15 protein-coding genes are annotated in these 19,024 nt (G+C 42.6%); 6 read left to right on the forward strand and 9 right to left on the reverse strand.

Features of this window, described 5'->3' with window-relative positions:
• Positions 1-32 precede the first annotated feature (32 nt).
• A complete protein-coding gene (gene mutS, locus SD449_RS07090; protein WP_318310238.1) occupies positions 33-2,615 on the reverse strand; it encodes a DNA mismatch repair protein MutS in 2,583 nt (860 codons plus the stop codon).
• Between the two features lie 147 nt (positions 2,616-2,762).
• Here mutS and SD449_RS07095 point away from each other — a divergent pair, with 147 nt between their 5' ends.
• Positions 2,763-3,302 carry an RNA methyltransferase gene (locus tag SD449_RS07095; protein WP_318309586.1) on the forward strand — a complete coding sequence of 180 codons (540 nt, stop codon included), beginning with the start codon at positions 2,763-2,765 and terminating at the stop codon, positions 3,300-3,302.
• Positions 3,303-3,418: 116 nt separating this feature from the next.
• On the opposite strand, the gene folK is transcribed toward SD449_RS07095, so the two are convergent.
• Positions 3,419-4,564, reverse strand: a complete 1,146-nt coding sequence (folK, locus tag SD449_RS07100; protein WP_318309588.1) for a 2-amino-4-hydroxy-6-hydroxymethyldihydropteridine diphosphokinase — start codon at positions 4,562-4,564, stop codon at positions 3,419-3,421.
• 69 nt (positions 4,565-4,633) lie between these two features.
• Here folK and sppA point away from each other — a divergent pair, with 69 nt between their 5' ends.
• From sppA to SD449_RS07115, 3 genes are read left to right on the forward strand one after another with little or no spacing between them, the layout of a single operon-like run.
• Positions 4,634-6,394: a signal peptide peptidase SppA gene (sppA, locus tag SD449_RS07105; protein WP_318309590.1), complete on the forward strand. Its 1,761-nt coding sequence runs from the start codon at positions 4,634-4,636 to the stop codon at positions 6,392-6,394.
• 43 nt (positions 6,395-6,437) lie between these two features.
• Positions 6,438-7,145, forward strand: coding sequence for a queuosine precursor transporter (locus SD449_RS07110; protein WP_207033818.1), 708 nt, complete (start codon positions 6,438-6,440; stop codon positions 7,143-7,145).
• Positions 7,146-7,180: 35 nt separating this feature from the next.
• A complete protein-coding gene (locus SD449_RS07115; RefSeq protein ID WP_318309593.1) occupies positions 7,181-9,886 on the forward strand; it encodes an AsmA-like C-terminal region-containing protein in 2,706 nt (901 codons plus the stop codon).
• Positions 9,887-9,913: 27 nt separating this feature from the next.
• Here the strand turns inward: SD449_RS07115 and SD449_RS07120 are convergent, their stop codons facing one another.
• From SD449_RS07120 to SD449_RS07130, 3 genes are read right to left on the reverse strand one after another with little or no spacing between them, the layout of a single operon-like run.
• Positions 9,914-10,675, reverse strand: a complete 762-nt coding sequence (locus SD449_RS07120) for a DUF6090 family protein (RefSeq protein ID WP_318309594.1) — start codon at positions 10,673-10,675, stop codon at positions 9,914-9,916.
• A gap of 1 nt (position 10,676) precedes the next feature.
• A complete protein-coding gene (locus SD449_RS07125; RefSeq protein ID WP_318309596.1) occupies positions 10,677-11,960 on the reverse strand; it encodes an APC family permease in 1,284 nt (427 codons plus the stop codon).
• Positions 11,961-12,005: 45 nt separating this feature from the next.
• Entirely contained in the window at positions 12,006-12,800 is a 795-nt protein-coding gene (locus tag SD449_RS07130) for a DUF2797 domain-containing protein (RefSeq protein WP_318309598.1), read from the reverse strand.
• A gap of 99 nt (positions 12,801-12,899) precedes the next feature.
• Here SD449_RS07130 and SD449_RS07135 point away from each other — a divergent pair, with 99 nt between their 5' ends.
• Both SD449_RS07135 and SD449_RS07140 read left to right on the forward strand, forming a co-directional pair.
• A complete protein-coding gene (locus tag SD449_RS07135) occupies positions 12,900-14,414 on the forward strand; it encodes a GH3 auxin-responsive promoter family protein (protein ID WP_318309599.1) in 1,515 nt (504 codons plus the stop codon).
• Positions 14,415-14,586: 172 nt separating this feature from the next.
• Positions 14,587-15,126 carry a hypothetical protein gene (locus tag SD449_RS07140; protein ID WP_318309601.1) on the forward strand — a complete coding sequence of 180 codons (540 nt, stop codon included), beginning with the start codon at positions 14,587-14,589 and terminating at the stop codon, positions 15,124-15,126.
• 4 nt (positions 15,127-15,130) lie between these two features.
• Here the strand turns inward: SD449_RS07140 and clpX are convergent, their stop codons facing one another.
• From clpX to SD449_RS07160, 4 genes are all read right to left on the reverse strand, one after another.
• Positions 15,131-16,366, reverse strand: a complete 1,236-nt coding sequence (gene clpX, locus SD449_RS07145; RefSeq protein ID WP_318309603.1) for an ATP-dependent Clp protease ATP-binding subunit ClpX — start codon at positions 16,364-16,366, stop codon at positions 15,131-15,133.
• A gap of 89 nt (positions 16,367-16,455) precedes the next feature.
• The gene (gene clpP, locus SD449_RS07150) at positions 16,456-17,133 is read right to left on the reverse strand and encodes an ATP-dependent Clp endopeptidase proteolytic subunit ClpP (RefSeq protein ID WP_318309605.1); all 678 of its coding nucleotides are present in this window, start codon (positions 17,131-17,133) and stop codon (positions 16,456-16,458) included.
• A 90-nt stretch (positions 17,134-17,223) separates the two neighbouring features.
• Positions 17,224-18,546 (reverse strand): trigger factor, encoded by a 1,323-nt coding sequence (gene tig, locus SD449_RS07155; protein ID WP_318309607.1) that lies wholly within the window; start codon positions 18,544-18,546, stop codon positions 17,224-17,226.
• Between the two features lie 99 nt (positions 18,547-18,645).
• Positions 18,646-18,990, reverse strand: a complete 345-nt coding sequence (locus SD449_RS07160; protein WP_318309608.1) for a phage holin family protein — start codon at positions 18,988-18,990, stop codon at positions 18,646-18,648.
• Positions 18,991-19,024: the final 34 nt, after the last annotated feature.

Consider the following 19,024-nt stretch of genomic DNA (forward strand, 5'->3'; position numbering starts at 1 on the left):
TATAATATTTCTATTAAAATGAAAGAATTTTTTTAGGAAGAAGCCTTTTTCTTTTTTCCCAGCAGTCTTTTGATCTCGTTCAATTTCATCAAAGCTTCCACAGGTGTCAGGGTATCAATGTCCAAATGCAAAATTTCCTCCTTGATTTCTTCCAGCAAAGGGTCGTCCAAATTGAAAAAACTCAATTGCATTTCGTTTTGGGAAGCCTGTAGCTTGTCGCTCACCTCTTCACTAGCATGCGATTTTTCCAGTTTTTTCAAGATTTTATTTGCTTTTTGGATGACCTGCTGTGGCATTCCGGCCATTTTGGCCACATGGATTCCGAAACTGTGTTCACTTCCACCGGGAACCAATTTCCGTAAGAAAAGCACATTGTCCTCCAATTCCTTTATGGAAACATTGTAGTTTTTGATGCGCGAAAACGTATTGGTCATGTCGTTGAGTTCGTGGTAGTGCGTAGCGAACAAGGTCTTTGCCTTGGCAGGGTGTTCGTGAAGGTATTCCGAAATGGCCCAGGCAATCGAAATCCCATCATACGTGCTGGTCCCACGCCCAATTTCGTCCAAAAGTACGAGACTGCGCTCCGAAAGGTTGTTGAGGATGGAGGCCGTCTCGTTCATCTCCACCATAAAGGTCGATTCGCCCATCGAAATGTTGTCGCTCGCTCCGACCCGTGTGAATATTTTGTCCACAACACCCAAATTGGCTTCTGTTGCAGGTACAAAACCGCCCATCTGCGCCAACAGGACAATCAATGCAGTTTGTCGCAAAAGAGCTGATTTACCGCTCATATTGGGTCCGGTGATCATAATGATCTGTTGCTCTTCCCGGTCCAAGAACACATCGTTCGTCACATAGGCATCACCAATCGGTAATTGCTTTTCGATAACCGGGTGCCTTCCTTCCTTTATATCGATATTGGTGGAATCGTTGATTACGGGTTCCACATAGTTGTTTTCTTTCGCCAGTTGGGCAAATCCGCAAAGGCAGTCCAATTGTGCGATCAAGTGTGCATTGAGCTGTACGGGGCTAATGTATTCCTGCATCCAGACGAGCAACTGTTCAAAAAGTTGCTGTTCCAATTGAAAAATGCGTTCCTCGGCACCCAAAATCTTGGATTCGTACTCCTTCAGTTCCTCTGTGATGTATCGCTCCGCATTGACCAAGGTCTGCTTGCGTATCCAAGTTTCCGGGACTTTATCTTTGTGTGTGTTCCGGACCTCAATGTAGTAACCGAACACATTGTTGGAAGCTATTTTTAAGGAGGTAATGCCTGTTTCTTTGGTCTCTCGCTCCAACATTTTGTCCAAATAGTCTTTACCGGAAAATGCGAGGCCACGGAGTTCGTCCAATTCTTCGGAATAGCCCTCTGCAATGGTGTTGCCTTTGGCAATGTTCACCGGAGCTTCTTCATTGAGGACTTCTTTTATTTTGGAACGGAGTGCATCACAATCGTTTAAGCGCTCGCCGATATTTTTTAGGGAGTCATTGGTGCTGTTTTGGGCCAATTGCTTGATGGGTACGACGGCCTCCAATGAATTTTTAAGTTGAACAACTTCTTTGGGATTGATTTTTCCTGTGGCCAATTTGGAAATCAATCGTTCCAAGTCGCCCATCTGTTTGATGTATCCCTGAATCTTGTTCAGCTGTTCACCTTCATTTTTTAAATGGGATACCACCTGATGCCTTTGTTGGATTTTTTCCACATTTTTCAGCGGAAGTGCCAGCCATCTTTTCAGCAAGCGTCCGCCCATGGGTGAAATGGTCTTGTCGATAATGTCCAACAAGGTCACCGCATTCGGGTGCGAGGAATGATAAAGCTCTAGGTTCCTGATGGTAAAACGGTCCATCCAAACATATTCCTCCTCGGCAATACGCTGTATTTTATTGATATGTTGTAGTCGGCTGTGCTGTGTTTCCGACAGGTAGTGCAGCACGGCGCCCGAGGCAATGATGCCATGGGTGAGATGTTCTATGCCAAAACCCTTTAGGGTTTTTGTCCCAAAATGATGGTTCAGACTCTCTTGTGCATAATCTTCCTGAAAAATCCAATCCTCTAAAAAGAAACTGTGGAACTGATTGCCAAAGCATTCCACAAAATCCTTTCGGTGACTTTTGGAGACCAAAACTTCATTAGGTGAAAAATTCTGGAGCAATTTGTCCACTTGTTCTGTTGACCCTTCTGAGGTTAAGTATTCCCCTGTGGAAATATCCAAAAAGGACACTCCCAATTTGTTGCGTCCAAAATGTACGGCACACAAAAAGTTGTTGCTCTTGGCAGAAAGGATGTCATCGTTTAGGGCAACGCCTGGGGTTACCAATTCGGTCACGCCCCGTTTTACAATGCTTTTCGTCTGCTTGGGGTCTTCCAACTGGTCGCAAATTGCCACGCGTTGCCCCGCCTTCACCAATTTGGGCAAATAGGTGTTCAACGAATGGTGTGGAAACCCGGCCAACTCCGTCTTATCGCCTCCATTGTTCCGGTGGGTAAGGATAATGCCCAATATTTTGGCTGCCTTCACCGCGTCTTCTCCAAAGGTCTCATAAAAGTCCCCTACGCGGAACAACAACAAAGCATCAGGATGTTTTACCTTGATGGCATTGTACTGTTGCATTAACGGGGTTACTTTCTTGTTCTTTTTATTGGCTGCCAAAGCGATTTAATTCTGTTACTTTTGCCCAAAATTGGGATGGAAACGAATATATTGTTTTCACCGACCATCAAAAATTTTTGTTGATATTTTTACCCCAATGTTTAAAAAATGAACCGAAAACTTGAAAATAGCGAGCTAGACCGATTGGATGTGGACAGTTTTAAGGAGGCTGAAAAATCATCCATCATCATTATTTTGGACAATGTTCGCAGTTTGAACAACATTGGCTCCGTATTCCGGACTGCTGATGCTTTTCTGATTCAAAAAATATATCTCTGCGGCATCACGGCCACTCCTCCGCATAAGGATATCCGTAAAACGGCTTTGGGTGCCACCGAAAGTGTGGAGTGGGAGTACCGAAAAGACACTTTGAAATTGGTTGAGGAATTAAAAGCCGATGGCGTGCAAATAGTCTCGGTGGAACAGGCTGAAAATGCCGTTATGTTGAATGACTATCAAGTGGATTCAGAGAAAACCGTGGCATTGATATTTGGAAATGAGGTGAAGGGAGTTTCTCAGGAAGTAGTATCGGCCAGCGATACCGTTTTGGAGATTCCGCAGTTCGGAACCAAGCATTCGTTGAACATTTCGGTAAGTGCAGGGGTAGTGGTTTGGGATATTTGGTCCAAAAAGAACGCGCTAAAATAAAAAAAAGCCCTGAAAAACAGGGCCGTATATAAAGTCTGAGTTAGTTAGTTTCTCTTTTAGAGGATGCTAATAAAATAAAACCATTCGTTATATCCAAACATTTTCCAAAAATTCTCTTAAATGTTTGATGAAAGCATATTCTCTTCGAGCCTTTGTAAAATGAATTCATAATCGGCCGGATTATTCACAAAATCGAGGTTTTCCATATCCAGGATCACACTGTTCTGACTGGGATGGCCCTTGATGAAGTCCATATATCCCCGGTTGATTTTCTCGAGGTAGGTCGGATCGATGTTCTGCTCATAATCGCGCCCCCTTTTTTTAATGTTGGCCAGTAATCGTTCCGTATTTTGATAGAGATAAAGGTAAATATCCGGCTTTTTTACCTCCTTGTACATAAAATTGAAAACCTTTCGGTATAGATTGAATTCTTCGTTTTGAAGGGTCACTTTGGCAAAAATGAGCGATTTGAAAATATCGTAGTCGCTCACCATAAAATTTTTAAAAAGATCGAATTGCGAGGTATCGTCCATAAATTGTTGGTACCTGTCCGCCAAAAACGACATTTCCAATGGAAATGCGTACCTCGACTGATCCTCATAAAACTTGGGAAGAAAAGGGTTGTCCGCAAAACGTTCCAATACCAATTTGGCATTAAAATCCTCGGAGATCATTTTGGACAAGGTGGTTTTTCCTGCGCCAATATTTCCTTCAATGGCAATGAACTGTAACTGCGAAAACAGTCCGGCCCTATCCTTGAAAAGCTGGTATTTGACCTTGGTGAGGCTCGTTTTGTCCCTGCATTCCTGTAACAGGTTTCTCGTGTCCTTATAAAGTACGGGGTGGTAAAATTGGGGCGCAATATCAGCCAAAGGCTTCAAAACAAAGTTCCTGTGCTGCATCTGCGGGTGGGGAACCACCAAATCTTCATTTTGGATGACTTCGTTTCCGTAGTAGATGATATCAATATCCAACGTTCGCGAACTATAACCGCCACCGACGGAACGTACTCTCCCAAAATCCTGCTCAATCTGTAGGAGGTTCTCCAACAATTCCTTTGGATGCAATGGAGTCAGTAGGGAAATTGCTATGTTCAGGAAATCATCGCCCTCAAATCCAATGGCCGGGTTCTCGTATACCGAAGATATGCCCAATATGGAACCCACCCTCTGTTGGATACGGAAAATGGCTTTTTGGAGGTTGGCATGGCGATTTCCCACGTTGCTTCCCAAAGAAAGATATACCTTTTGTTTTATGACCATAATCGAAAAAACAAAGTAAACAAAACAATACTACAATGGTTATATTTGATGCGTATTAAATTTTATTGAATGAAGTTTTTAAGAAACCTGTTGGCCTCAATTTTGGGGAGCTTGGTGGCATTTATGATCATTGTTGGAATGTTCTTCATATTTATGGCCCTGGTAGGAAGTGTGGATGATGGCGTTGTAGTGAAAAAAAACTCGGTTCTGGAGTTCAGTTTGGTCGCGCCCATCTTGGATTATACGGGAAAGGACGATACCGACCCCTTTGCTGGATTTTGGGGCGAAGAATTAGGTTTGGATGAAATCCTACATGCCATTAAGGTGGCCGAGGAAGATGAAAATATAGCCGGAATCAGTTTGACCACAGGATTTTTACAGGCGGGAATCGCACAGACCCGGGAAATCAGAAAAGCCTTATTGGATTTTAAATCCAGCGGTAAATTTGTTTTGGCCCATTACGATGTATATTCACAACGCGATTATTATCTGGCCAGTGCCGCTGATGAAATGTACATGAACCCGGTCGGGCTTTTGGATTTTAAAGGATTGGCCACGGAGGTGCTTTTTTATAAGGAGCTACAGGAAAAAACAGGAGTGAAAATGGAGGTTATTCGCCATGGGAAGTATAAAAGTGCCGTGGAACCTTTTCTGTCGGACACCATGAGCGATGAAAACCGTACACAGATCAAGGAACTGATCACTTCCATTTGGAGTGTAATCGTGGACGATATTTCGGAAACCAGAAACATAGCTCCCGAAAACTTGAACATCATAGCCGATACCCTTGGGGGAAAAACCCCGGAATATGCCGTTTCTTCAGGTCTGCTGGATGGTATCTTATACTATGATGAGTATGAGAATCTGCTCAAAGAAAGGGTAGGGGCGGAAGTGGATGACGAGTTAAATTATGTTGGACTTATGGACTATATACAAAAGGCGAACAAGCAAAAGATACGCACAGGGTCCGACCAAGTTGCGGTAATCTATGCTCAAGGCGAGATTTTATTTGGCGAAGGTGGCAAGGATTATATTGGACAGGGAATCATAGTCAATGCCTTGCAAAAAGCAGTGGACAACAAGAGTGTAAAAGCCATTGTTCTGCGTGTAGATTCCCCCGGGGGCAGTGCTTTGGTATCCGATATCATCTGGAGAGAGATACAATTGGCCAAAAAAGAAAAGCCCCTAGTGGTTTCCTTTGGAAATGTAGCCGCATCCGGCGGATACTACATTGGTGTGGCCGGCGATAAAATTTTTGCGGAGCCCACCACCATTACCGGCTCCATCGGAGTTTTTGGGACCATTCCCAACGTTCACGAATTTGCAGACAACATTGGTGTAAATGCCGAACAGGTGGGAACCAACAAAAACTCCGTGGATTATTCCTTTTTTGAACCTATGACGGACAGTTTTCGCAATGCCATGCAAGAAAGTATCAAGGAAACCTATCAAACTTTTCTCGATCGAGTGTCCAAGGGTCGCAATATGACCGTGGAACAGGTAAATGAAATTGCACAAGGCCGGGTTTGGAGCGGAGTGGATGCCAAGGCCCTTGGGTTGGTGGACGAGCTCGGTGATCTGGACGATGCCATTGCGGCAGCCGCCGAAATGGCCGACTTGGACTCCTACGGAATCCGGAAGTATCCCAAATACAAATCCGGTTTTGAAAAGTTCATGGAAAATTATGGTTCCGTAAAAACCAAAATAGGGGAATCCTTCATTAAGGAAGAAATAGGCTCGGAAGCCTATGACATCCTCAAGGAATTCAAACAATTTACCAAACAGGAAGGGGTTCAGGCCAAGATGCCGTTCCGTTTAAATATCAAATAAAAATCGGCCAAAACGATTCTGCAAAGAAGCATTGATGTAATATATGACGCTAAAGGATAAGAGACTTGCTTTTAAAATTTATCTGTATTTAGGGGCTTTGTTCATTACCTCTTTGGTGGTGTCCAACCTCATATTTCAAAAGTTCTTTTCTTGGAGTCCGTTCGGGGATGTTACCGTTTTTGGGGCACCTTTATTTGAGCTTTCGGTGGGCATTTTGCCCTATCCCATCACTTTTTTGATTACCGATCTGATCTCTGAGATATTCGGGCAAAAAAAGGCAAATCAAGTAGTGACCGCAGGTATTTTTGCTTCGTTTTTTTCCATGGGCATTATTTTATTGGCCAATTATTCCCCTGCCATACCCACGTCCCCAGTGGACGATGTAACATTTACCGCAGTTTTTGGATTGTCGCCGCTAGGCGTTTTGGCTTCCATGCTTGCCTATTTGGCCGCACAATATGTTGATATTACCATTTATCATTTTTGGAAAGGTGTGACCAAAGGAAAAATGCTCTGGTTGCGAAATAATTTTTCCACCTTCTCCTCACAGTTTTTGGACACCTTTACCGTGGTAGGGTTGTTGTGCATTTTTGGCGTTCTGCCATGGGACAAGTTCTATGGTCTGTTGATCAGTGGATTTATTTTTAAGGTGATGATTGCGCTGCTCGACACCCCTTTGCTCTATTTTTTCGTATATATCCTACGAAAAAGATTTAACTTAAAAATAGGAGAGGAAATTTCATTGGATTGATGCTTCTCCTTTAATTTGCTGTAAAACAAACATGTATGAAGAAAAAAGCCCTAAAAATTACCGGAATAACCCTACTTGTCCTACTAGCCATTATAATTGCGGTCCCATTGTTTCTTCAAGGGAAGATTGAAGAGATGATCAAAACAAAAGTCAATAACAGTATTAATGCCACTTTCGATTTTGAAGATGCAGACCTGAGCCTTTTGAAGAGCTTTCCATATGCGAACGTGGAGCTTACAAATCTATCTTTGGTAAATAAAGCCCCGTTTGAAGGGGATACCCTATTTGCTTCTTCAGAAATCGAACTTTCCATGTCGATAAAGGAATTGTTCAAATCTGCCGATGAGCCGATTGTGATCAAAACATTGAACATTGATAAAGCCAAGTTGCACATCAAAGCAGATGCAGAGGGCAATGCCAATTACGATATTGCCAAGGAGTCCAACGAACCCGCCTCCACATCATCGGAAGAATCGAGCAGCAACTTTACGCTGAATATGGATTCGTACGCCATTACCAATTCAAATATTACCTACGAGGATTTGGCGAGCGGCATGAAATTGGACATTTCCGAGATGAACCACTCTGGTACCGGGGACCTTTCCTTGGAAAAATCCGAGTTAAAGACTTTGACGGATGCCCTGGTATCCTTTGAAATGGATAGCACGCAATACTTGAACAGGAACAAGATCAATTTGGATGCCTTAATCGGAATCGACCTTACGGAAAACAAATACACCTTTTTGGAGAACAAGGCGCTCGTGAACCAATTGCCCTTGGTGTTCGATGGTTTTGTGAAGGTGAACGAGGACAATCAAGAAGTGGATATTACCTTTAAAACCCCATCTTCGGATTTTAAGAACTTTTTGGCGGTGATTCCCGAGGCCTATGCGGCCAATATCGAAAATGTACAGACCACTGGAAACTTTGAGGTGAACGGTGAGTTCAAGGGGATAGTGGACGACGAGCATATTCCAACCTTCAAAATTGCCATCAACTCGGAAAACGCTTCCTTCAAATATCCAGATTTGCCCAAATCGGTGCGCAATGTGTATATCGACACCGAAATCAACAACGAAACCGGTATCACGGAAGACACTTATGTGAACATCAACAGGCTATCTTTTCTTATTGATGAGGATAAATTTAACCTGAACGCTAAAATCCGGGAGCTTATGGGCAATACCAAAGTAAATGCCCATATGGACGGGAGAATAAATTTGGCCAACATTTCCCAGGCTTATCCCATGCCGGAAAATTACAATCTCAAAGGTATCCTGAATGCTGACGTGACCACGGCCTTTGACATGGCTTCTTTGGAGAAAAAACAATATCAGAACACCAAGACCAACGGAAAGGCATCGGTGTCAGGTTTTGAATATGCTTCGGAAGAACTCAAAAATCCCGTTGTGATCAATACCGCAGCGGTGACCTTTAATCCAAATACCGTGACCTTGGATGCGTTCCAAGGAAAAACGGGCAGTACCGATTTTGATGCAAAGGGAACCTTGACCAATTTGTTGGGATTCATGTTCAACGATGAAGATATTGAAGGCAATTTCACCCTCAGTTCCAACCAACTTGCCTTGAACGATTTTATGGTCGAGGAAACCGAAGAATCTGAAAATGAGGGGTCAGATCAAGAAACTGGCTCTACCACTTCGGGTGAGGAGCGCATCAAAATACCTTCGTTCTTGGATTGTACCATTGACGCTTCGGCCAATACGGTGGTCTATGATAACCTCAATCTTAAAAACGTTAAGGGAACATTGGTGATCAAGGATGAGACCGCTACGGTAAAGAACCTTACATCCAATTTGTTCGGAGGAACATTGGGCTTGAACGGTTCGGTATCCACCAAGCAAGAAGCTTCAACTTTCGATATAAATCTTGGAATGAACAATTTCAATATTGGCGAATCGTTTGCGGGGCTGGAACTTTTCAAGGTATTGACACCACTTGCAACCGCTATTCAAGGAAAGCTCAATTCCGATATTAAAATATCGGGCAACCTAAAAGACGATTTTACACCGAACTTGGCCACGATTTCGGGTAACCTTTTGGCGGAACTTCTAAATCCAACGGTAGATACAGAAAAAGCTCCCTTGGTTTCCGCATTGGATAGCAAACTCAGTTTTTTGAACACCAAGGAAATCAATTTGGATGGATTAAAGACGGCGCTGACCTTTGATAATGGTACGGTAAAAGTGAAGCCTTTTACCTTAAATTATAAGGATATAGCCATCAATGTGGATGGAAGCCACTCTTTTGATAAGCAATTGGATTATTCGGCCACCCTGAATGTTCCTGCCAAATATTTGGGCACGGAAGTCACTAAGCTGATCTCACAATTGAACGATGATAGCGTAGGGGAGGTAACCATTCCGGTAACAGCGAATATTGGCGGAAACTTTACGAATCCATCTGTGAATACCGACCTTACTTCGGGAGTAAAAACATTGACCTCGAAATTGGTAGAGATGCAAAAGCAAAAGCTGATGAACCAAGGCAAGGACAAGGTCAAGGATTTGTTGTCTGATGCATTTAAAAAAGACGGGGCGGATACTACAACTACCAAATCTGGTGGAGTGAAGGAAGCCATTGGAAATATATTGGGCGCTAAAAAGGATACAGCCACAACCGATAGTGTAAAACCCAAAAAAGAGGATGAGGTGAAAGAAGCGGCCAAATCCATTTTGGGCGGACTGCTCAAGAAAAAGAAAAAAGATACTGTGAATTAAAAAAAGGGCGGTTTTACCGCCTTTTTTTTATGGTTCAATTTCTGCTTCCAGCAGTTTTAAGATGTTGTCCAAACCTTCCATTAAAACAGTATAATGCTCCGTTGTGGACTGGCTCGTAATGATAAAGAGTAAAATATTGTTCTCAAAATCCACGGATTTTAAGGACGATAAATTGCTGATGGGCTTCTGTTGTTTTTGGATGCCCAATTGTGCGGACATTCCTGTATTTTCCAATATGGTCCTAATGCTGTGGCCCTCGGTTCTGAACCAATCCACAATATTGGTCCTTTGTTCGCCAAGAAATTTTTCTTGGTTGGCAATGTCATCAATGGTGGCGACCCAATTGGTAAGCCGTATACGCAACGTATCGTTTGTAATGTCCTTGAGGCTGCCCGAGTTGATCATTTCGAACAAGAGCGAATTGTTGGGATTGAAGAAAATATCGGAAGCAAAGGCATCGATGAACAATTTGGACAACTGCTTTTCCGGTGGATTTTCTTCCTGGTCCATTAAGTGTACAATGTCCTTGGCAGCTTCATAGCTTGCCCGGTTCACCCTCATCAGTTCCTGTAATTTTAGTTTACTTGTCTGGAATTCATCCTTCAGCCCCATCAGATAAATCTGCTCTTTCTCCTTTTTTATGCTGAGTTCGTTGGCATTGTCAATGGCAAGGGCAATCAGAATACCGATTACCACCAATACAATCTCACCAACGGCATAGAGAAGGTAATTGCTGATTTTTTTCTCTGCTATGAACTGCTTTCGGATATTTCTAAAAAACTTTAGCATATCAGGAGCTTTTTCTTTTTTTCGTCCATTTGTAGATGGCTTCTATCAAAAAACAAAAGGCAATGATGGATACTGCCGTAATGACTCCGATTTTGTTGCTGGAATATTGTTGTTGGAGTAGCACGACCACAGCAATCGCACATAAAATACAACCGATGACGGGTATTGCCTTTTTGCCCTTGGTATCGGCGGATAACTTAAAGCCCACATAATTTACAATTGCAAAAATGAGCAAAAAACCCACGCTACCTGCTGTTGATATGCTCTCCAGTTCCAAGGTGTTGGTCAGGGTCAATGTTAAAATTGCGGTTATAAGGAGACCGATGGGCTGGTTCCATAATTGATAGGTGAACTGATGCGGGAGCTCATCATCCTCGGCAATTTCATAACTTACCCTACTACCACCATAAAGTGAGGCATTGATGGCCGAAAAAGTTGAAATTAGGGCCGCGATGGTGATTATGGTGAAACCGGTTTGGCCCAGCATAGGCTTGGCGGCCTCGGCCAGAACATAGTCCTCCGCAGTTTTGATTTTATCAAAAGGAAGAGATCCTACTGTTACCACAGCAATGACGATATATAGCAAGATCACAAAAATGATGGATATGTAATAAGCCCTAGCAATGTTTTTCTCTGGATTTTTAATATCGGGAGCTGAGTTGGCTATGAGCTCAAAACCTTCATAGGCTACGAAAATTACCATTCCACCGGTTAATATCTGCAACGGGGCCTCCCATTTCTCCGGGGACAATTGCTCCAGATTGGGATTGCCCACCAAACCGTAAATTCCAATCCCTATAAATCCCAATAGGATTACGAGTTTTATAATCACGGCATAGGATTCAATTTTCCCAACGACCTTTATACTGTAATAATTGATGATGGAAGCCAATATAATGATGCCGCTCGCATAAATATGGAAATCCATTTCGCCGCCCGTAAAAGCAAACAGGTTTGGGGCGTACGAGCCAAAGGCCGAAGCGTACAGGGAGAGCATAATGATGTAACTTACCCACAGCAGGTTATTTATTCCACCACTGAATATGGTTTCCCCAAAACCTTGGTTGATAAATTTTACGGTACCGCCCCTATCCGCAAATTTATTTGAAAGTTTTACATAGCTGTACGAGGTGATGAGTGCCAACATACCGGCAAAAAGGAAGGCCAAGGGAGTTCCTCCCCTTGAAAGTGAAACGGCCAGTCCCAAAACGGCAAAAATACCTCCTCCTACCATACCGCCAACACCGATGGAGATGGCGTCCCTAAGTCCTATTTTATCGCTCATTTTGAATTTGGTTCAGGAAAAGGACCATTGTCCTTACTTTTGGTTTTATTTGAAATCAATGCCTACAAAGTAACCTTCACTTCCCCGCACATTGAAAACGGTGTTGTCCTCAAAAATAAGATATTGTCCTTTTATGCCTTTTAAAACCCCTTTATAGCTTGGTGTTTTCTCTAAATTAAGGCTATTCACCTTGTCCGGATATTGTAGGACGGGGAATTCCAAGTGGGTCTCTTCCTTATCATTTAAAAAATATTCGATGGCCTCTTCGGGAATGCTTGCTTTTAGTTTGTTGCGCCATTCCACTAAGTCTACGTCCTCAATATCGTTTTGGAGCATTTTCCTCCAACTGGTTTTATCGCTGACAAAATCTTTTAAAGCCACTTCCGTAAGACCTGCCAAATAGCGATTGGGCACCTCCACAATCTCTATGGCCTCATGTGCTCCTTGATCTATCCAACGGGTAGGAACCTGCGATTTTCGGGTAACACCTACTTTAATACTGCTCGAGTTGGCCAAATACACAATGTGTGGCTGTAACTGCATTTTTTTCTCATACTCGAGGTCTCGGTCCTCTTTGTCCAGATGTGCCGTGCTCAGCTCGGGTTTCATGATCCAATCTCCGGCACGGGGCGTTTCATAAAAACATGATTTACAAAACCCCTGTCTATAAATGGGCTTGTCCTCCCCGCAGTTCAAACATTGGTATTTGATGAAATCTATCTGAAGTTCCCTGTTCAGAGCTTGGTTCATGTTGATAAAATCGTTCTCAAAAACCAAAAAATATTGAATGGGGCTTCCAAATTCCGTTTGCATTTTTTTCAGGACTCCTTCGTATAGCATATTAAAATGAATGTAATTAACTTATTTGAAAATGACTGTTAGAAAAGCTATTTTAGCTGACGTACCAACCTTAAATTTCTTTGGTTAAATATACCTAAAATGCCAATACCTTTATTCAACTCCATTGCTTCTTGGTTATTGAGAAAGCGCTATCATCAGATAGAACTTTTCCTAAAGTATCCTTTGGATGTACAGGATGAGGTATTGCGGCAGTTGGTGGATTTTTCCAAAGATACCATGTTGGGAAAACAGTATGGTTTTGATGAGCTGCCAAAGTATGATGAATTCAGAAAAAGAGTGCCCATCGTCACTTATGAGGACATTGCGCCACTCATTGAGCGTACAAGAAGGGGGGAGCAGAACCTTTTTTGGCCCACTACCATAAAATGGTTTGCAAAAAGCAGCGGTACCACCAATGCAAAGAGCAAGTTTATTCCTGTGAGCATGGAGGCCCTGGAGGATTGCCACTATAAATCCAGTAAGGATTTGTTGTGCCTATACCTGAACAATAACGAGAATTCACAATTGTTTACCGGTAAAAGCCTTCGTTTGGGAGGCAGTAAGGAGCTCTACGAGGACAACGGTACTTTTTTTGGGGATCTTTCCGCAATCTTGATTGACAATATGCCACTATGGGCAGAATACAGCAGCACGCCGAGCAATAAAGTTTCTTTGATGACGGAATGGGAATCCAAGTTGGAGGCCATTATTGAAGAAAGCATACGAGAGAATGTGACCAGTTTGGCAGGTGTCCCTTCTTGGATGTTGGTATTGCTGAACCAAGTCTTGGAAAAAACGAGCAAAAACCATTTGTTCGAGATATGGGAAAACTTGGAAGTTTATTTTCACGGTGGGGTCAGTTTTACGCCCTATAAGAATCAGTATAAAAAATTGTTGCCCCGTAAAAAGTTCAATTACTACGAAACCTACAATGCTTCGGAAGGATTCTTTGGCATACAGGACCAAAACAATTCCGATGAGTTGCTTTTGATGTTGGATTATGGGATATTCTATGAATTCATACCTGTTAATTCCAACGGAGAAGGGGAGGAGGCCATTCCTCTTTGGGATGTTCAGGTGGGAGTGAACTATGCCATGGTCATCACGACCAATGCAGGATTATGGAGATATAAAATTGGTGATACCATCCGATTTACTTCCAAAAATCCTTATAGGATAAGGATTACCGGTCGTACCAAGCACCACATCAATGTTTTTGGTGAGGAATTAATCATTGAGAATGCAGAAGAGGCGCTCAAGCAAATTTGTATGAAAACCGAAGCGGAGATTATGGATTATACGGCGGCTCCCATTTTTATGACAGATAAGGAAAAAGGAGCGCACGAATGGATCATTGAATTTAGAAAACCGCCAGAGGATGTTGCCTATTTTACCGAAGTCTTGGACAATGCACTGAAAGCCCTAAACTCTGACTACGAGGCCAAGCGCTACAATAACATCACCCTGAAAATGCCAAAGGTGCACGTGGCCCGCAAAAACTTGTTCCATGATTGGCTCAAATCCAAGAACAAATTGGGCGGACAGCACAAGATTCCACGCCTATCCAACGACCGTGATTGCTTGGAGGAATTGTTGAGGATGAACATTAAATAACCCACATTATTTTAATAAATCCGTTCTATTTGCGTTTTACGAAAACGTTTTCGTAACTTCGGACCATTCATCGTGGAAACATTTCTTTTGAACAAATAAAAAAGGTTTTGCGACGTTAATTGATGAAATTCCCCCCTACAAATCTTTTATAAACACTAAACCAATAGATATCATGGCAGAAAAACTCGTTGTTATTTCAGATAAATGGGGAGCTAAAAAGGGACTTTGGATAGCTTCTTACTTTGGCTACCTGCAACAGTATTACGACATTGTGTTCTATGATTGCCAGCAACTTGGAAACGTTGATGTTTCCATATCTTCCGAAGAGAACATAGATAGGGCTTTTAAGGAAATCGGAATAGACAGGGCCGTATCCAATTTGATCAAAAAGGAAACCAGACCAGCCCACTATTTGGCGTTTGGCACGGGTGCCACAGTGGCCTACAAAGCTGCTTTAAAGGGTCTGTCCGCCAAATCCGTTACCGCAATTTCCGCTATTGGATTGGAAACGGAAGAAGCGGTGGGCGATGTTGATGTTAAATTGATCTACGGTGAATGCGATAAAGGAAAACCGGGATTGCAATGGGCAAACAAGGTAGCGGCCAATATTGAGGTTGTACCCAATTTTGGACATACGCTATATTCGGATGAAAAAATAATCTCCCAAGTAAGTTTGGAGCTTTTGGAAAATATTACCAAGAAAGTAGTCTAAGATTTTAAGAGACTGCTTTCAGCTTTTTAACGGTTTCGTAGGATAATTTTTTCTCGGCATAGCTCTTCGTGACCTTGAACTCCGTTTCATCACTGCTCGGCAAGGTAAACATGGCATCGGTGAAAACGGCCTCACATAATGAGCGCAGTCCCCGTGCACCAAGTTTGTACTCAATGGCCTTCTCTACAATGTAGTCAAGGGCTTGCTCCGTAATAGTGAAATTAATGTCGTCCATAGCAAACAGTTTTTCATACTGCTTGATGATGGCATTTCTTGGTTCCGTTAAAATCGCGCGCAGTGTTTTGGCATCCAATGGATTCATGTGCGTTAATACGGGCAACCTTCCTATGATTTCAGGAATTAGACCAAACTCTTTCAGGTCTTTTGGTATAATATATTGGAGTATGTTTTCTGAATCCAGGTTTTCCTCAGCTTTGGAAGCGCTGTAGCCCACTGCTTGCATGTTCAGGCGTTTGGTGATGATTCGTTCGATACCATCAAAAGCACCACCCGCTACAAAAAGGATGTTTTCGGTATTCACCTCGATGAACTTTTGATCGGGATGTTTACGCCCTCCTTTTGGCGGCACGTTTACCGTGGTTCCTTCCAAAAGTTTCAATAGGCCCTGCTGTACTCCTTCCCCGGATACATCTCTGGTAATGGAAGGGTTGTCGCTCTTACGCGCTATCTTATCTATTTCGTCGATAAAAACAATGCCGCGTTCCGCTTTTTCCAAATTGTAATCGGCTGCCTGTAGCAAACGTGTCAAAATGCTTTCCACATCTTCGCCCACGTAACCTGCTTCGGTTAAAACGGTAGCATCCACAATGGCCAATGGCACATTGAGCATTCTGGCGATGGTCTTGGCTATTAGGGTTTTACCGGTACCGGTTTGCCCCACCATTACAATATTGCTTTTTTGGATTTCGATATCGTCATCTTTGCCCTTGGTCTGCAATAATCTTTTGTAGTGGTTATACACGGCTACCGACATCACCTTCTTGGTTCTTTCCTGCCCAATAACAAATGTGTCCAAAAAGGAATGGATTTCCATGGGCTTTTTCAACACCAGTTCGGAAGAAAGATCTTGGTTCTTCGATTGTTTGGACTCTTCAGCTACAATGCTGTGGGCCTGTTCTATACATCTGTCGCAAATATGCGCATCAAGACCGGCAATCAACAAGTTGGTTTCCGGCTTTTTCCTTCCACAGAAAGAACATTCCAAATTTTCCTTTGCCATATTATTTTAATCTTCAACCAACAATAACGTAAAAAAAATGGAAATGTTCTACGTTAAGTAGCTGTTTTTTAATCAATTGGTTTGGGTTATTACTTTTCTCTAACTAAAATTTCGTCGATCATGCCATATGCCTTGGCTTCTTCGGCCTTCATCCAATAATCACGATCACTGTCCTCATAAACCTTATCAAAAGTTTGACCGGAATGTTTGGATATGATCTCGTAAAGCTCATCCTTGATCTTAAGGACTTCTTTGGCCGCAATTTCGATATCACTGGCCTGACCCTGGGCCCCGGAGAGTGGTTGGTGGATCATTACCCTTGAATGGGGAAGCCCACTGCGCTTGCCTTCGTGTCCTGCACATAGCAGAACAGCGGCCATAGAGGCGGCAATTCCAGTGCAAATGGTGGCTACATCAGGTTTTATGAACTGCATGGTGTCGTAAATGCCCAAACCGGCATAAACGCTTCCACCGGGAGAGTTGATGTAAATTTGGATATCCTTGGAGGCATCGGCACTTTCCAAGAAAAGCAATTGTGCCTGTACAATGTTTGCGACCTGATCGTTTATTCCAGTACCCATAAAAATGATCCTGTCCATCATCAACCTGGAGAAAACATCCATGGCAACCGCGTTCAATTGCCTTTCCTCGATAATGTTGGGGGTCATGTTCATAGGATACATGGCACTCATGATTTTATCATAGTACATGCTGTCTATACCGTGGTGCTGGGTAGCGTATTTTTGAAATTCTTTTCCGTAATCCATAGGAATTAACTCGATTTATCTTAAAAAAAAGGTGCCGAAAACTTAGCTTTCCGGCACCGTAAAGATACTTAATTTTCTTTAAGCAAGACCTTAGCTATATGCTTCCTTGATGAAGTTGTCATAGGAGACTTCTTTCACCTTAAGGTTTGCCTTTTCTTTATAAAGGTCCAAAAGTTTTTGGCTCATCAATTGCTCGGAAAGTCTTTTGACTTCGTCCTGATTGCTCATTACCCTGGCTGCAATACTTTCCAGTTCCTCTTCTTTTGGGTCTAGATGGCCGTATTGTGCCATTTGTGATTTGATGAATCCTTTGGCAAATTCCTTTAGTTCATCAAACTGTACCTGAAGGTTGTTCTCTTGGATGATCTTGCCTTCGATCAATTGGTAACGAAGTCCTTTTTCGGATTTTTCGAACTCTTCTTTGGCTTCATCCTCGGTAAGCGGGTTCTCACCACTTATCTGTATCCATTTTTTTAGGAATTCCGCAGGAAGTTCAAACGTGGTCTCATCGATAAGTTTCTCCGTGATGTCGTTCAACAATTTTTGATCGGATTGTTGTTCGAACTGCTTTTCGGAATCTTCCTTGATCTTGTCCTTCAATTCTTTTTCGGAAGTTACTTTTCCTTCACCGAACAATTTGTCGAACAGTTCTTGGTTCAGGGCAGCGGGCTCCCTTTCGTTGATTTCTTCAATGGTAAAGGTGACATCGATTTTAAGGTCATCCGCCTTGTCGCGGGCAATGCCCAAGGCACTTGATAGGAAATAATCTTCCTTAAAGAGTCCTTTGGTGGATAGGGTCACGGATTCGCCCACTTTTTTTCCTACAAGGGCATCAAGAGCTTTTTTGCTTTTGATCTTGTCCAGTTCTATGGTGGTTTTATGGTCGATTTCCTCTTCTTCATTGGCAAAGAATCCGGTTACTTCGTCCTTTTTTCCTATTTCATTCTTGGAGATCAGTTTTCCGTATTGCTTTTGAATACGTTCCACTTGCTCGTCGATCATTTTTTTATCGGCAACGATTTTGTACTGGGTCACCGGTTTTTTGGTTTTGAGGTTTACATCAAAACTTGGTGCCAATCCCAATTCAAATTCGAAATCAAGGTTGTCCTTGTCCCAATCAAAATCATCCTGTTGTTTTGGGAGTGGATTTCCCAGAACGTCCAGTTTTTCTTCGGTAAGGTATTTGTTCAGGTTATCTTGGAGAAGTTTGTTTATCTCATCCACCAAAACAGCCTTGCCGTATTGTTTTTTGATAAGTCCCATGGGAACTTGTCCTTTTCGGAAACCAGGAATGTTGGCCTGCTTCCTATAATCCTTAAGGATTTTCTCTACTTTGTCCTGATAGTCTTCTTTGCTTATGGCAACCTTTACAACGGCATTAAGATCGTCAATCTGCTCTTTGGTTATATTCATCTCCTATCTAATTTGCTTTCTAAAAATGGGATGCAAAAGTAACGCTTTTTTGTGTTGTCGCCAACTTTTTAAACTGTTGGTTTTCAAACTAAACGATTTCTACTGATCTTCTTTTAAAATGCCGTGCAAAATTGCCTGTAAAAAAGAAAGCAAAAGACTAAAAATGATGGCCCACCAAAAGCTGGTCACCTGAAAACCATCGATGAGATTGGAGGTAATCAAGATAATAATCGCGTTGATCACCAAGAGAAAGAGTCCAAGGGTTAAAATGGTAATGGGCAGGGTAAGGATCACCAGGATCGGTTTGACCAGGAAGTTGAGGATACTGAGCACGACGGCCACAATGATGGCCGTGAACATGGAATCAACCCCTACGCCGGGAAGCACATAGCTGAGGATTACAACGGCAAGGGCATTGAGCAATAGTCTTAAGATAAGTTTCATAGTATTTATTGAATAGGTTCTTTACTAAAAAAGG

The sequence above is a fragment of the Flagellimonas crocea genome, from assembly GCF_033441595.1.
Taxonomy (GTDB): domain Bacteria; phylum Bacteroidota; class Bacteroidia; order Flavobacteriales; family Flavobacteriaceae; genus Flagellimonas; species Flagellimonas crocea.

Bases quoted from the DNA above. Each gene is read 5' to 3' on its own strand.
- mutS (WP_318310238.1), bottom strand. From the start codon at position 2,615: ATGCAACAGTACAATGCCATCAAGGTAAAACATCCTGATGCTTTGTTG.
- SD449_RS07095 (WP_318309586.1), top strand. From the start codon at position 2,763: ATGAACCGAAAACTTGAAAATAGCGAGCTAGACCGATTGGATGTGGAC.
- folK (WP_318309588.1), bottom strand. From the start codon at position 4,564: ATGGTCATAAAACAAAAGGTATATCTTTCTTTGGGAAGCAACGTGGGA.
- sppA (WP_318309590.1), top strand. From the start codon at position 4,634: ATGAAGTTTTTAAGAAACCTGTTGGCCTCAATTTTGGGGAGCTTGGTG.
- SD449_RS07110 (WP_207033818.1), top strand. From the start codon at position 6,438: ATGACGCTAAAGGATAAGAGACTTGCTTTTAAAATTTATCTGTATTTA.
- SD449_RS07115 (WP_318309593.1), top strand. From the start codon at position 7,181: ATGAAGAAAAAAGCCCTAAAAATTACCGGAATAACCCTACTTGTCCTA.
- SD449_RS07120 (WP_318309594.1), bottom strand. From the start codon at position 10,675: ATGCTAAAGTTTTTTAGAAATATCCGAAAGCAGTTCATAGCAGAGAAA.
- SD449_RS07125 (WP_318309596.1), bottom strand. From the start codon at position 11,960: ATGAGCGATAAAATAGGACTTAGGGACGCCATCTCCATCGGTGTTGGC.
- SD449_RS07130 (WP_318309598.1), bottom strand. From the start codon at position 12,800: ATGCTATACGAAGGAGTCCTGAAAAAAATGCAAACGGAATTTGGAAGC.
- SD449_RS07135 (WP_318309599.1), top strand. From the start codon at position 12,900: ATGCCAATACCTTTATTCAACTCCATTGCTTCTTGGTTATTGAGAAAG.
- SD449_RS07140 (WP_318309601.1), top strand. From the start codon at position 14,587: ATGGCAGAAAAACTCGTTGTTATTTCAGATAAATGGGGAGCTAAAAAG.
- clpX (WP_318309603.1), bottom strand. From the start codon at position 16,366: ATGGCAAAGGAAAATTTGGAATGTTCTTTCTGTGGAAGGAAAAAGCCG.
- clpP (WP_318309605.1), bottom strand. From the start codon at position 17,133: ATGGATTACGGAAAAGAATTTCAAAAATACGCTACCCAGCACCACGGT.
- tig (WP_318309607.1), bottom strand. From the start codon at position 18,546: ATGAATATAACCAAAGAGCAGATTGACGATCTTAATGCCGTTGTAAAG.
- SD449_RS07160 (WP_318309608.1), bottom strand. From the start codon at position 18,990: ATGAAACTTATCTTAAGACTATTGCTCAATGCCCTTGCCGTTGTAATC.